The organism is Leisingera sp. S2M4 (genome assembly GCF_055398055.1).
In genome coordinates this window covers 1,342,167-1,356,786 of record NZ_AP040861.1, presented here as the reverse complement: position 1 = coordinate 1,356,786, position 14,620 = coordinate 1,342,167, and the positions used below count along the sequence as shown (strand labels likewise).

The following is a 14,620-nucleotide window of genomic DNA, read 5'->3' as shown; positions in this document are numbered from 1 at the left end:
AAGCGCGTGCCAGCCTGTCGCCAGTTTTGGAGGGTGCCATGCCGCGTTTGTTTGCTTTATTTTTCTTCTGTCTTGCCGCGAAACTGTTTGTATCACCTGCCGTTGCGAGTGATCCCGCCCTGCCGGATTTTCGTTACAAGTCCTTTGCCAACAAGGATTTTTACGGTGCGGACCTGCAACCGCTCTTTGATAGCGATATCATGTCCTGCGCGCGCGCCTGTTCGGCCCAGACAGAGTGTGTCGGATTTGTTTTCAACCAACGCACAAATTCCTGCTTTCCCAAGTCCGCAATGCATCAAGCCAGCCCCTTCGACGGGGCGATGGCGGTCCTGAAACAACCGGTTGAGCAGGCACAGAAAGCGGCCGCCGACCAGCGTGCAGCCCGTCTCGGGGCGGCGGCTGCGGCGGATCTCGAGCGGGTCGGCCGCCAGGCACAGATGCTGGGGCTGCGCTATCCCCTGGCCACCACCGATCCGGCCGAGGCCGCCGCGGCCGCCCGCGCCCGGATTGCTGCGGGCGATGCGCTGGGGGCGCTGTACTGGATGGGGCAGGCGGTGGTGCTGTCGGACAGCGCCGATGACTGGAACCGCTTTGCCGCCTACCACCTGCGTGCTGCCCGCGACGCCGCCAGCCGCTCGGCGCGCAACCGCCACAACGAGGACGCCTATCTCGCGGCCCTGAACAGCTACCTGCGCGCCGCGGCGCCTGCGGGGCAGGCCGACGCCCTTGCCCTTGCTGCCGACGCACAGGAGGCCCGCGGTCACGGGAGGGACATGCTGCATCTCCTGCGCCTGGCCGAGGACACCGCGCCGGGCCTGCTGCCCGCAGAACGGCTGGAGGCTGCGATTGCCAAATACGGCTTCCGCGTCACCGGCTCCTCGGTTGAAAGCGACAGCGCCGCGCCGCGGATCTGCGCCGAGTTCAGCGAGGATCTGGAACAGGCGGGCACCGAGTATGAAAACTACGTGCGTCTCGACGGCGCGGCGCTGGCGGTCACCGTCTCGGGGCGGCAGCTGTGCCTCGACGGTGCCGAACATGGCCAGCGCTACCGCATCACCCTGCGCCGCGGCCTGCCCGCCGCCAATGGCGAGCAGCTCTACAAGGATACCGAGCTGACCCATTACGTGCGCGACCGTGCCCCCCAGGTGCGCTTTCCGGGTCGTGCCTATGTGCTGCCCGCGGGCGGCGAGGCAGCCGTGCCGGTGGAGACCGTGAACCTGACCGGGCTGGACCTGCGCCTGCGCCGCGTCAGCAGCCGCAACGTGCTGCGCACCCTGCAGGAGGGCTATTTCGCCCGTCCGCTGTCGCAATGGCAGGAGGATCACTTTGCCGCCGAGATCGCCGAGGACATCTGGCAGGGCAGCGCCGAGGTGGACAGCGCGCTCAACCAGGTGATGACCAGCCGCCTGCCGCTGGAGCAGGCGCTGGCGGGGCAGAAGCCGGGTCTCTACGCGCTCAGCGCGCGGGTGCCGGGGAGCGACCCGCAGGAGGACGCAGGGGCCACCCAGTGGTTCGTGATGACCGCGCTGGGTCTCAGCACCCTGTCGGGCAGCGACGGGCTGCATGTGCAGGTGCAGGGGCTGGCCGATGCCGCCCCGCGCCCGGGTGCCGAGGTCAGCCTGATCTCCGCCGCGAACGAGGTGATGGCGACCGAGGTCAGCGACGCCAGCGGCTATGTCCGCTTTGCGCCCGGTCTGATCCGCGGCAGCGGCGGCGCGGCCCCTGCGCTGGTCACAGCCCGCACCGGGGATGCGGCGGAGGAGACGGATTTCACCTTCCTGTCGCTGACCGATGCCGCCTTTGATCTGTCCGACCGCGGCGTGGCCGGACGGCCCGCGCCGGGGCCGGTGGACGTGTTCCTTGCGATCACCCGCGATGCCTTCCGCGCGGGCGAAACCGTGCATGTCACCGCGCTGGCCCGCGACAGCCGCGCGCAGGCCATCGAGGGCCTGCCGCTGACCGCCGTGCTGAAACGCCCCGACGGGGTGGAATACAGCCGCCAGACCTCCGCCCGCGGGCACCAGGGCGGCCATGTCTTTGCGCTGGCCACCGATGCCGCCGCCCCGCGCGGCACCTGGCGGGTGGAGATCCTCTCCGACCTCAGCGCGCCGCCGCTCGCCAGCCGCCAGATCCTGGTCGAGGACTTCCTGCCCGAGCGTATAGATTTCACGCCCCAAGTCGCGAATGCCGATGCGCTGCAGCCCGGCGGCGCTGCCCGGCTGTCGCTGCAGGCCGACTACCTGTTCGGCGCGCCCGGCGCCGGGCTGAAGATCGAGGGCGAGCTGCGCCTTGGCGCCGCTGACACGCTGGCGCAGTGGCCCGGCTACCGCTTTGGCCGCTATGACGAGCCCGCCGCGGTGCAGACCGAATATTTCGGCGGCGCGCAGACCGGCCCGGACGGCAGCGCCGCCCTGCAGGTGCCGCTGCCCGCCCGCCTGCCCGCCGAGGGCAAGCCGCTGACCGCCACCCTGATCACCCGCGTCGCCGATGGCTCTGCCCGCCCGGTGGAGCGCAGCCTCGAGCTGCCGGTGCGCCCCGCAGGCCCGGTGATCGGCATCAAGCCGCAGTTTGACGAGGTCGCCGCCGAAGGCTCCGAGGCCGGGTTCGAGCTGATCGCCCTGTCGCCGGACCTCGAACCGGTGCCGATGCGGGTGAAATGGACCCTGAACCGGGTCGAGACCCGCTACCAGTGGTATCAGCTCTACGGCAGCTGGAACTGGGAGCCTGTGACCCGCCGCAGCCGCATCGCCACCGGCGAGGCGCAGCTGGGCACCAACCCCCTGCCGCTGGCGCAGCCGGTGGACTGGGGCCGGTACGAACTGGTGGTGGAGCGCCTCGACGGTGCCTATGCCGCCGCGGCCTATGATTTCTACGCGGGCTGGTACGCGCCCGCGGGCAGCAGCGAAACCCCCGCCCGGCTGGAACTGTCGCTGGACCGCGAAACCTACGCCCCCGGTGAGACCGCCCGGCTGCGCATCGTGCCGCCCGCCGCCGGCACCGCGCTGGTCTCGGTGATGTCGGACCGGCTGATCCACCGCATGGCAGTGGAGGTCGGCGCAGGTGAAACCGTGATCCCGCTGGAGGTGACCGCCGACTGGGGCAGCGGTGCCTATGTCAGCGCCACGGTGATCCAGCCGGTTGCGGGCAAGACCGGCCGCAGTCCGCTGCGCGCGCTGGGGCTGGCCCATGCCGCCGTTGCCCAGCCCGGCCAGCAGCTCTCGGTCACGATCGACGTGCCGGATGTGGTCCGCCCGCGCAGCACCCAGACCGCCCAGCTGCGCGTCGAAGGTGCCGCGGCGGGAGAGGAGGTCTGGCTCACCGTGGCGGCAGTGGATGTCGGCATTCTCAACCTCACCGGCTTTGCCAGCCCCGATCCCAGCGCCCACTACCATGGCCAGCGTCGGCTTGGGATGGAGCTGCGCGATGTCTACGGCCGCCTGATCGACCCCGGCAACGGGGCGATGGGGCGGATCCGTTCGGGCGGCGATGCGGACAGCGGCATGAAGATGCAGTCACCGCCGCCGACGCAGGATCTGGTGGCGCTGTTCTCCGGCCCCGTGCAGGTCGGCGCCAATGGCGAGGCGTCCTTCCCCATGCAGCTGCCGGCCTTCAATGGCACGCTGCGGCTGATGGCGGTGGCGTGGTCGGGCAAGGCCGTGGGCCAGGCCGAGGCCGACATGCTGGTGCGCGACCCGGTGGTGGTCACCGCCGCGCTGCCGCGCTTCCTCGCCCCCGGCGACAGCAGCCGCGCGCGGATCGAGATCGTCCACGCCGACGGCCCGGCGGGTGCGATGGCGCTTTCTGCCAAAGCTGCGGGCGGGCTGGCGCTGGGCGGTCTGCCTGCCTCCGTCACCTTGGCCGAACAGGGCAAGGCGGTGCTGGAGCTGCCGATCACCGCGCAAACCGTGGGCGACCACACGCTGGCTCTGACGCTCACCACCCCGGACGGGCAGCAGCTGCGCCAGGAGCTGCGGCTGCCGGTGCGCGCCAATGATCCGGTGGCGGCGCAGACCCGCCGCTTCACGCTGGCAGGCGGCGACAGCTTCCTGTTCAGCAAGGATGTCTTTGTCGGCCTGCGCCCCGGCACCGCGCGCGCCACGATCTCGACCGGGCCGTTGGCGCGGTTCGACGTGCCGGGGCTGCTCGCCGAACTCGACCAGTATCCCTATGGCTGCACCGAACAGGTGGCCTCGCAGGCGATGCCGCTGTTGTACCTCAGCAGCGTGGCCAAGGCCGCGGGGCTGGGCGACGGCCCGGCGGTGAACGCGCGCATCGAGGCCGCCATCCGCAAGGTGCTGACTCGCCAGGCCCCCAACGGCGCCTTCGGCCTGTGGCAGGCCGAGAGCGGTGAGTTCTGGCTTGATGCCTATGCCAGCGACTTCCTCAGCCGCGCGCGGGCGCAGGGGCATGAGGTACCGCCGCAGGCCTTTGCCCAGGCGATGGACAACCTGCGCAACCGCATCAACTATGCCCCCGACTTCGACCGCGGCGGCGCGGATATCGCTTATGCGCTGCTGGTGCTGGCCCGTGAAGGCGCCGCGCAGATGGGTGATCTGCGCTATTATGCGGACGTGAAGGGCGATGCCTTCGCCACCCCGCTGGCCGCGGCCCAGCTAGGCGCGGCGCTGGCGGCCTATGGCGATCAGCGCCGCGCGGACCGCATGTTCGCCCGCTCCGCACAGATGATTGCAACCGAAGGGCAGGGCGACAGCCGTCTCTGGCGCGCTGATTTCGGCACCGGTCTGCGCGACACCGCAGGCGTACTGGCGCTGGCGGCCGAGGCCGGATCCGAGGCGGTGGACCGCGCGGCCTTCACCGCCCGCCTGGCCGCTGCCGAGGGCCGCCGCTCCACCCAGGAGGCTGCCTGGACGCTGCTTGCCGCCCACGCCCTGACCCGCACGCCCGAGGATTCCGGCCTCTTGGTCAACGGCCAGCCGGTGTCGGGGCCGTTCGTTCATGCCTCGGACGGGGCGCAGGTGCAGGATCTGGCGCTGACCGCCGCCAGCGGCCGCAGTGCCGAGATCACCCTGACCACCCTCGGCGTGCCCGAGGCGCCGCTGCCCGCGGGCGGCATGGGCTATACGATCAGCCGCAGCCACTACACGCTGGAGGGCGAGCCTCTGGACCTGCAAACGCTGGAAGTCGGCACCCGATTCGTCACCGTGCTGGAGGTCACCCCGCATGAGGAAACCGGCGCGCGGCTGATGGTCAATGACCCGCTGCCCGCCGGGGTGGAGATCGACAATCCCAACCTGCTGCGTTCCGGCGATCTGCGTGATCTGGACTGGCTGAAGCCCGCCGCCGCCACCCATGCCGAGTTCCGCAGCGACCGCTTCCTGGCGGCGCTGGACCTGCGCGAGGCCAAGCCGGTGACGCTGGCCTATATCGCCCGGGCGGTGACGCCGGGCGACTTTCACCACCCCGCCGCCTCGGTCGAGGACATGTACCGCCCCGCCTTTCGTGCCCGCACCGGGACCGGGCGCGTGGAAGTCAGGTGAAACGCCTGTTCAACAGAGCCAAGGGCAGCGCCCGGCCCTGGGAGGGGGCGAAGCGCCCTCCCGTGGGGAGGGCCGGGCGCTGCCCGGCCTATCGGCCGGGCGGGCCGCTGCGATGGTGTGCGGTTCTTTTGACTGTGCTCTGCCTGTCTGTCTTCATCGCGGGGCGCGCCTTCGACGCCTGGATCGACCGCACCGACCTCCCCCTCACGCTCACCGAAACCTCCACCGAAGTCCTTGACCGCAACGGCCGGCTGCTGCGCGCCTATCCGGTGGAGGACGGCCTCTGGCGGCTGGCGGTGCGGCCCGATCAGGTCGACGCTGATTTCCTCGCCATGCTGCTGCGTTACGAGGACAAGCGGTTCTACGACCACGCCGGCGTTGATCCTCTGGCACTGATCCGCGCCGCGGGCCAGGCGCTGGGCAGCGGCCGCGCGGTCTCCGGCGGCTCGACCCTGACCATGCAGGTGGCGCGGCTGCTGGAGGACGGCACCACCGGTCGCTGGGCGGGCAAGCTGCGCCAGATGCGGGTGGCGCTGGCGCTGGAGCGCCGCCTCAGCAAGCCGCAGATCCTCACGCTCTACCTCACCCACGCGCCCTACGGCGGCGCGGTCGAGGGCATCCGCGCCGCCGCTCTGGGCTGGTTCGGCACGGAACCTGCGCGCCTCACCCCGGCCGAGGCGGCCCTGCTGGTGGCGCTGCCGCAATCGCCCGAGCGCCGCCGCCCGGACCGCTTTCCCGAAGCCGCCGCGCAGGCCCGTGACCGGGTGCTGGCGCGGATGCAGCGCCAGGGACTGCTGAGCGCGGAACAGGCCGAGGCCGCCCGCCGCACCCCGCTGCCGCACCGTCTGGCGGCGCTGCCGCAGCTGGCGCCGCATCTGGCCGATCACGTGACCGCCGCCCGCCCCGGCCTCCGCAGGCTGCAGCTGACGGTGGACCGCCAGACGCAGGCGCGGATGCAGCTGCTGCTGGCCGACGCGGCCCGGCAGGGCGGCCCGCACCTTTCGGCGGCGCTGATTGCGGCCGATCACCAGACCGGCGAGGTGCTGGCCATGGTCGGCTCCCCCGATTACAGCGCCACCGCGCGGCGCGGCTTTGTCGACATGACCCGCGCCATCCGCTCGCCCGGCTCGACCCTGAAACCGCTGGTCTACGGGCTAGCCTTCGACCAGGGGCTGGCGCATCCCGAAACCCTGATCCATGACGGGCCGGTGAATTTCGCAGGTTACGCGCCGCAGAACTTCGACGGTGCCTTCCGCGGCGATATCCGCCTGCGCGAGGCGCTGCAGCAATCGCTCAACATTCCCGTGGTGAAACTGACGCAGGAGCTTGGCCCGGCCCGCCTGCTGGGTGCGCTGCGGGCGGGCGGCGCGGAGGCGCAGCTGCCCGGCGGCGGCGCGCCGGGGCTGGCGCTGGCGCTGGGCGGCGTCGGGGTCAGCCTGGCGGATCTGGTGCAGCTTTACGCCGGGCTGGCGGCAGGCGGGCAGGGGCCGGGGCTGCAGGTGCTGCAGGGCGAAACGTCCGCCGCCCCCGCGCGGCTGATGTCACCCGAGGCGGCCTGGCACCTGGGCGACATCCTGCGTGGCCTGCCGGTGCCGCCGGGCGCGCGCGCGGGCAGCATCGCCTATAAGACCGGCACCTCTTACGGCCACCGCGACGCCTGGGCGATCGGCTGGGACGGCCGCCACGTGATCGGCATCTGGATGGGCCGCGCCGACGGCACGCCGGTGCCGGGCATCTTCGGCGGCGACCTGGCCGCCCCGGTGCTGTTCGAGGCCTTCGGCCGCCTGAAGTCGGCGCTGGAGCCGCTGCCGCCGCCGCCCCCCGCCACGCTGATCGTCAGCGCCGCCGAGCTGCCGCCGCCGCTGCGCCGCTTCCGGCCCCGGGACGCCGCCTTTGCCGCCGATGCCGCTGCGCCCGAGCTGATCTTCCCGCCGCAGGGCGCCCGGCTGGCGCTGGCGGGCGGCGAACTGACGCTGAAGCTGCGTGGCGGCACCGCGCCGTTTCTGGTGCTGGCCAATGGCGCGCCGGTGCTCAGCGGCGCGCGCAGCCGGGAGATCAGTCTGCCCAGCCCCGGCGCCGGATTTTCTTCGCTGGTGGTGGTGGATGGGGCAGGCCGCTCCGACCGGGTAGACCTGCGGATCGATTGACGACAACCCGACAGGATCTGGCTCGGCGGTGGAGAGGTATTTCGCTTCGGGCTTTGCCCGAAGCGATCCGCGCCGCGCCTTTGGCGCGGCGCGCGGCCCAACGGCACAGGGCGGCCCGCAGGGGCGCCCGCTGCGGGCGGGAGCCCCACCGCCAGAAATGACACAATGCAGCGGAGGGGAGGGCGTTACCGCCGCCCTTCGCGCAGCCAGCCTGCGGTGATGAAGAACGCCGCCAGCAGCAGCGCCAGCCAGCCGGGCAGCAGCGGCGCCTGGCTGACCGAAAGCGTCTCGTAAGCCTCGCGCGGGGTGAGGCCGATCCAGCCGCGCCCGGCTGCGGGACGCCCCGCGCGGGTGTTACGCAGCGACGGCAGCCCGTCCTCCAGCCGCAGAATGCCGCCGCGCCAGGGTGCCAGCACCGGCGCCAGCACGTCTCCGGTGGCCAGCGTCTGCTCGAACTCCCGCGGCGCGGCGGGGCCAAGGCCGACAACCGCGCTCTGGTCGCCGTCCTGCAGCCGGTACAACCCCTGTTCTGGCCCCTCGTAGCGCGCCTCCCACTGGCCCGGCGCGGTCTCGCGCAAGTTCAGCTCCACCGTGCTGCCATCAGGATTGGTCACCGTCACTGGCCCGGCCTGCGGCGCCAGCGTGCGGCGCAGGATCCGCATGCGCTGGCCCGTGGTCTCGGCCCACAGCGCCTCTTCCTCCAGCTCCGGCTCCTTCATCATCCAATGCGCCAGCCGCCGCAGCAGCTCCAGCTGCGGCCCGCCGCCCTCGTAACCGCGGCTCCACAGCCAGGCGTGGTCCGAGGCCAAGAGCGCCACCCGCCCTTCCCCGACCCGGTTCAGCACCAGGAGGGGGCGTTCATCAGCGCCGCTCATCAGCACCTGGCCCTCGGGCGTGCGCAGGTCGATCTGGCGCAGCCAGCGGCCCCAGTCCCCGGCGCCCTCCAGGCCCGAGGTCACCGGATGCTGGCGCCCCAGATCGGTCACGGCAGGGCGGAAGGCCTGCTCCAGCACCCGCGCCGACGGCTCGGCCGGCAGGATCAGCGACAGCGGCGAGCGGTAGATGCTGTCGGCGCTGGCAAAATCCGGCCCCGCCGCCACCAGCACCGCGCCGCCGCCCATCGCGTAATTGGCCACGTTGTCGAGGTAGATCGCGGGCAGGATGCCGCGCCGCTTGTAGCGGTCAAAGATGATGAGGTCGAAATCCTCGATCTTCTCCAGGAACAGCTCGCGGGTGGGGAAGGCGATCAGCGACAGTTCCTCAACCGGCACCCCGTCCTGTTTCTCGGGGGGGCGCAGGATGGTGAAATGCACCAGGTCCACGGCGCTGTCGGATTTCAGCAGGTTGCGCCAGGTGCGCCCGCCGGCATGCGGCTCGCCCGACACCAGGAGCACCCGCAGCCGGTCGCGCACGCCGTTGATCTGCACCAGGGCGGAGTTGTTGCGCGCGGTCAGCTCGCCCGGCTCTTCCGGCACGCTGAAGCGGATCACGTTGCGACCGCCATGCTGCAGCACCATCGGCAGCTCGAAATCGACGCCCACCGGCAGGGTAAAGCGCTGCGGCGCGCCACCCGCAACGGAAACCTCCAGCACCGCCAGGCCGCGCTCCGAGGGCGCAGCCCCCTGGTCCTCGATCCGCAGCGTCAGCGTGACCGGCTCGCCGATGATGCCAAAGCCCGGCGCGTTCTTCACGATCAGGCGGCGGTCCCAGTCGTCCTCGCGGCCCGACAGCAGCAGGTGCATCGGCGCGGGCAGGTCCAGCGGCGGCTCGGCGTCATGCACCTGGCCGTCGCTCAGCGCGATGATGCCGGCCACCCGCGCGCGCGGCTCATCCGCCAGCGCCTGGGCAATGGCGCCCATCAGCCGCGTGCCTTCGTCGCCGACGCCATCCGGCACGGTGATCCAGCGCACATCGGTGCCGGGGCGGGCGTCCAGCGCCGCCTTCAGCTCCGCTCGCGCCTCGGCCATCTGCTGCGGGCGATCGCCCAGCTGCTGGCTGGCGGTCTGGTCCTCGGCGACGATGACGATGTCATCCAGCGCAGCGCGGTCCTCGCTCTGATGCACCGGTCCGCTGAGGGCGGCCAGCAGCACCAGCGCCGCCAGCGCCCGCAGGCCCCAGCCCGGCAGCCGCTTCCACAGCGCCAGCAGCAGCGCCGCCAGCGTCACCGCGACGGCAGCCCAGAGCACCGGCCAGGGCACCAGCGGGTCGAACAGGATTGTCTGTGTCATCGCGCGCGCCCCTATTGCCCCAGCCGGTCCAAAAGGGCCGGCACATGTACCTGGTCGGATTTGTAGTTGCCGGTCAGCACATGCATCACCAGGTTGACGCCAAAGCGGAAGGCCAGCTCGCGCTGCCGCTCGCCGGCATAGCCGCGCCCGACCGGCAGCAGGGGCCGCCCGTTGCCGTCAACCGCCCAGGCCGCGGCCCAGTCATTGCCGCCGATCACCACCGGCGTCACCCCGTCGTTGAGGTTGCGGAAGGGGATCCCCTCGGCCTGCTCGGCATCCGGGGGCGCGGCCTCGACCCAGACCGGGCCACGGGTGTGGCGGCCGGGGAAATCCTGCAGCAGGTAGAAGGCGCGGGTCAGCACATGGTCTGGCGGCACCACCTCCAGTGGCGGGATGTCCAGCGGCAAAGCAATCTGTTGCAGCCGCCGCGCCGCCGGGCTGCTGGCACCAGCGCCCGCGAGATCCGCGTCGCGGGTGTCGAACAGGATCATGCCGCCCGCCCGCAGGTAGGTGTTCAGCTTGGCATAGGCCGCCGCCGAGGGCAGCGGCTGGTCGCGGGTAACCGGCCAGTAGAGCAACGGAAAGAACGCCAGCTCATCGCGCTCCAGATCGACGCCCGCTGGTTCGGCCGGCTCGACAGAGGTGCGGAAGAACAGCGTGTCGGACAGGCCGCGCAGGCCGGCGGCGGCGATGCGGTCGACCTCGGCGTCGCCGGTCAGCACATGCGCCAGCACCAGCTCGGCCGCCAGATCTGCGGCCCGGGCATCCTCGGCGGCGGAGGACGGCGGTGCGGCTGCCTGCTGTGCGCGCGCCTCCTGCGGCGCTGTCGCGGCAGCCAGCGCCAGCGCACCCGCCAGCATCAGTGCCGCGCGGCGCGGCGCCAGCAGGCCGGAGACCAGCAGCGTGCCCAGCACGTCCAGCGCCAGCAGCGCCAGCGCCAGGGTCAGGAAGGCGCCGCCCAAGGGCTGTTCCTGCGGCGCGCCATAGGCGCTGACGTCCACCGTGGCAGGCCAGCGCGCCGCCTGCAGCGCGTCGTCGGGGCGCAGCACGTTGCGCGCCAGCACCCGCCGCCCGCCGGAGTAGACGCCGGGGCGCAGCTCGGGACCAGCGGCGGCGGCCACCAGGTCCGGCCCCTTGACCCCCGGCAGCGTGCCCGCGGTTTCGCTGCGGCCAAAGCCGTCCAGCACCTCGACCGGGGTCCAGGTGGTGCCCTCCAGATCCTCGGCGCTGGGAACTGCGGCAGAGGAAGACACCGCCAGCCGCTCCAGCATCGACACGAACAGGCCCGACAGCGGCAGGCTGCTCCATTCCGCGTTGGCGGTCACGTGGAACAGCACCACCTGGCCCTGTCCCAGCGTCTTGCGGGTGACCAGCGGGGTGCCGTCGGCCAGCTCGGCGATCACCCGCTCGGCCAGCTGCGGATCGGGCTGCGCCACCACCTGCGAGGTGACCGCGACTTCATCCGGCACCTCCAGCCCGTAAAAGGGCGAGCCTTCCGCGAAGGGCGCCAGCGTCTTCGGTTCGCCCCAGCTCATGGCGCCGCCGATGCTGCGGCCGCCGATGCGCAGCCGCACCGGCATCAGCGGCGCTTCGCCCGCGCGGGCGGTGTCGCTGGCTGCCAGTCGCGGCCCGGCAAAGCGCAACAGAAGGCCGCCGTTCTCGACCCATTCGATGACCCCGGCTTCCTGGTCGGGGGCAAGCTGCGCCACGTCCGCCAGCACGATCACATCAGGGTTTGCGGGCAGAAGATCCGGCAGCGCGCCCTCCAGCAGCTCGGCCGAGGGCTCCAGCGCCTGGCGCAGGTAATGCAGCGGCGACAGCAGCGCGAGCCCCTCGTCCTCGCTCTGGGCGGCGACCAGCGCCACCTCGCGGCGGCGCAGGGAATCGTCGGTCAGCGCCACCGTCCCGGCGCTGCGCAGCCCCTGGATCTCGAACCGGGTCAGCCGCGCGCGCAGCTCGGCCGGCAGCGACAGCCCGGCGCTGGCCTCGACCGCGCCATCGCCAAAGCGCAGCGGCAGGGTGGCGAGCGTGCGGGCGGTGCCGCCGGGGTCGCGGCCCTGGGCCAGCACGGTGATCTGTTGCGCGGGTCCGGCGCGGCTGCGCAGCGCGGTGATCTCGATGCCGTCGGTGGTGTAGCTGGCGGGGCGCAACCCAAGCACCGGTGCGGGCTGTTCATAGACCTCGATGGCGCCGCGCTCGCTGAGCGTGGCAATCAGCCCGTCGCGGCCGGGGTAGTCCAGCCCGTCGCTGAACCAGACCGTGTCAAACGCGCCCTGGGCTACGGCCAGCGCCTCGGTGGCGGCCTGCAGCTGTGCCTCGCCCGGTTGCCAGGGCAACGGCTCCAGCCCGGCCAGCTGCCGCTGCCAGCTGCTGGCGGCGCGGAACTGCAGGGGCTCGGGTGCGGTCAGCCGCAGCAGCGCCACCGGGCGTTCGGCGCGCCCGGCATCCTCCAGCTGCTGCGCCAGCTGGGCGCTGGTCTGCTGCCAGTCGGCCGCTCCCGCCCAGCTGGCATCCAGCACCACCAGCAGCGGCGCGCGGGCGGCCGTGTCCTCGGTGCTGGGGTTCAGCACCGGCCCGGCAAGGCCAAGGATCGCCGCCGCCACCGCCGCCATGCGCAGCAGCAAGAGCCACCAGGGCGTGCGGTCAGAGAGGCTCTGGTCGTCCTTCAGCCCCAGAAGCAGCGTCACCGCCGGAAACAGCTGGCGCTTCGGCGCCGGCGGCACCGCGCGCAGCAGGAACCACAGCACCGGCAGCGCCAGCAGACCCAGCAAGAGCCAGGGCGCGGTAAAGCCGATGCCTGCAATCGTTGTCATGGCGCGGTTCTTTCCAATGCGTGGTACAGCCACATCAGCGCCGCCTGCGCCGGATCGCCGGTGTGGTGCCGACCAAAGCGCCAGCCCGCCTCGTGGCACAGCCGCTCCAGCGCGGCGCGGCGCTCTGCCAGCCGGTCCAGGTAGCGCGTCTGCAGCGCCGAGGCCTTCAGTGTTTCATGTGTGACAGCGCCGCCGATGCTTTCGAACAGGGTACGCCCGGCAAAGGGAAAGGCTTCCTCCGCCGGGTCCAGCACCTGCAACAGCACACCGCGCACGCCGCGCGCGGCAGCCTTGGACAGCGCCTGTTCCAGGGCGTCGAACGGGCCCAGAAAGTCCGAGATGAACAGGGCGCGCGCATGCGGGATCAGGGCGCGGTCGTTGGGCGGCGCATAATCCTCTGCCGCGTCGTCCATCAGCGCTTCGGCCAGCCGCAGGATCTGCACGTTGCCGCGCCGCGGCGGCAGGCTGCCGCCGGTCAGCCCGACCCGCTCGCCGCCCTGCACCATCAGCACCGCCGCCGCCAGCCCCAACAGCCGCGCGCGCTCGGCCTTCTGCGGCAGTTTCGCGCCGGAGGCAAAGCGCATCGAGGCGCCGGCATCGACCCACAGATGCACCGTCTGGGCGATCTGCCATTCGCGCTCGCGGACGAATTGCACATCGCCACGGGCCGAGCGGCGGTGGTCGATCATCCGGCGGCTGTCGCCCGGCTGCGCCGGACGGTATTGCCAGAAATCATCGCCGGTCCCGGCCCGGCGGCGGCCGTGCTCGCCCATCAGCACCGCGCCTGCCAGCTGCCGCGCCTGCACCAGCAGCGGCGGCAGGGCGCTGGCCTCGGCCTCGGCGCGGTGCCGCAGCGCGCTGGCTGCGGGATGGGCGGCGGGTCTGGTCACGCGGCGGCTCCGCTGCGGGCCAGGTCGGCGGCGGTGTCGGCGATCAATGCCGCCAGGCTGTCGCCGCGCGCGCGGGCGGCGAAATTCAGCTGCATCCGGTGGCTCAGCACCGGCTGCGCCATGTCCAGAACATCCTCGACGCCGGGGGCCAGCCGACCCTGCAACAGCGCCCGCGCGCGCACCGCCAGCATCAGCGCCTGCGCCGCCCGCGGGCCGGGGCCCCAGGCCACGGTCTGCGCCACCCGGTCCGACACGCCCGGTTCCTCGGGGCGGAAGGCGCGCACCAGGTCGAGGATCATTTCCACCACCGACTCTCCTACCGGCATCCGCCGCAACAGGGTCTGCGCCGCGATCAGCTCGTCCGCGGTAAAGACCGGGTAGGCCTCGGCCTCCTCGGCCCCGGTGGTGGCCAGCAGGATGTCGCGCTCGGTCGCGCGGTCGGGATAGGCGACGTCGATCTGCAAAAGGAAGCGGTCGAGCTGCGCCTCGGGCAGCGGATAGGTGCCCTCCTGCTCGATCGGGTTCTGGGTGGCCAGCACGTGGAACGGCACCCCCAGCGGGCGGTCCTCGCCCGCCACCGTCACCATCCGCTCCTGCATCGCCTGCAGCAGCGCCGACTGGGTGCGCGGGCTGGCGCGGTTGATCTCATCCGCCATCAAAAGCTGGCAGAACACCGGCCCCGGCACAAAGCGGAACGAGCGGTGGCCGTCGGCGGCGGTGTCCAGCACCTCGGAGCCCAGAATGTCGGCGGGCATCAGGTCGGGGGTGAACTGGATGCGGTTGCCGTCCAGCCCCATCACCGTGCTCAGCGTCTCTACCAGCCGGGTCTTGCCGAGGCCGGGCAGGCCGATCAGCAGCCCGTGGCCACCGCACAACAGCACCGACAGGGTCAGGTCCACGACCCGCTCCTGGCCGATGAAGCGCCGGGTGATCGAGGCACGCGCCTCCTGCAGCTTGGCTTCCAGCGATTCGATGGCGGCCAGCAGATCGTCTGTTTCGGACATGACATTCCTCGCTTCCCGGATGTATGGTGTTACTCTATCG

General features: G+C 72.0%; 6 protein-coding genes. 2 read left to right on the top strand and 4 right to left on the bottom strand.

Annotated features, from left to right (window positions below):
* The first annotated feature begins 38 nt into the window (after positions 1 to 38).
* Positions 39 to 5,498, top strand: a complete 5,460-nt coding sequence (locus ACZ52D_RS06635) for an alpha-2-macroglobulin family protein (RefSeq protein WP_464442913.1) — start codon at positions 39 to 41, stop codon at positions 5,496 to 5,498.
* 128 nt (positions 5,499 to 5,626) lie between these two features.
* Positions 5,627 to 7,645 (top strand): penicillin-binding protein 1C, encoded by a 2,019-nt coding sequence (gene pbpC / locus ACZ52D_RS06630; protein WP_464442912.1) that lies wholly within the window; start codon positions 5,627 to 5,629, stop codon positions 7,643 to 7,645.
* A 185-nt stretch (positions 7,646 to 7,830) separates the two neighbouring features.
* Here pbpC and ACZ52D_RS06625 read toward each other — a convergent pair whose 3' ends face one another.
* The 4 genes from ACZ52D_RS06625 to ACZ52D_RS06610 are packed head-to-tail and all read right to left on the bottom strand — an operon-like array spanning position 7,831 to position 14,580.
* On the bottom strand, positions 7,831 to 9,873 hold the full coding sequence (locus tag ACZ52D_RS06625; RefSeq protein WP_464442911.1) for a hypothetical protein: 2,043 nt from the start codon (positions 9,871 to 9,873) through the stop codon (positions 7,831 to 7,833).
* A gap of 11 nt (positions 9,874 to 9,884) precedes the next feature.
* Positions 9,885 to 12,686, bottom strand: a complete 2,802-nt coding sequence (locus tag ACZ52D_RS06620) for a DUF4159 domain-containing protein (RefSeq protein ID WP_464442910.1) — start codon at positions 12,684 to 12,686, stop codon at positions 9,885 to 9,887.
* A complete protein-coding gene (locus tag ACZ52D_RS06615; RefSeq protein WP_464442909.1) occupies positions 12,683 to 13,576 on the bottom strand; it encodes a DUF58 domain-containing protein in 894 nt (297 codons plus the stop codon). Before ACZ52D_RS06615 ends, ACZ52D_RS06620 begins: the two co-directional genes overlap by 4 nt.
* Positions 13,573 to 14,580 (bottom strand): AAA family ATPase, encoded by a 1,008-nt coding sequence (locus ACZ52D_RS06610; protein WP_222454633.1) that lies wholly within the window; start codon positions 14,578 to 14,580, stop codon positions 13,573 to 13,575. Before ACZ52D_RS06610 ends, ACZ52D_RS06615 begins: the two co-directional genes overlap by 4 nt.
* Positions 14,581 to 14,620 lie beyond the last annotated feature (40 nt).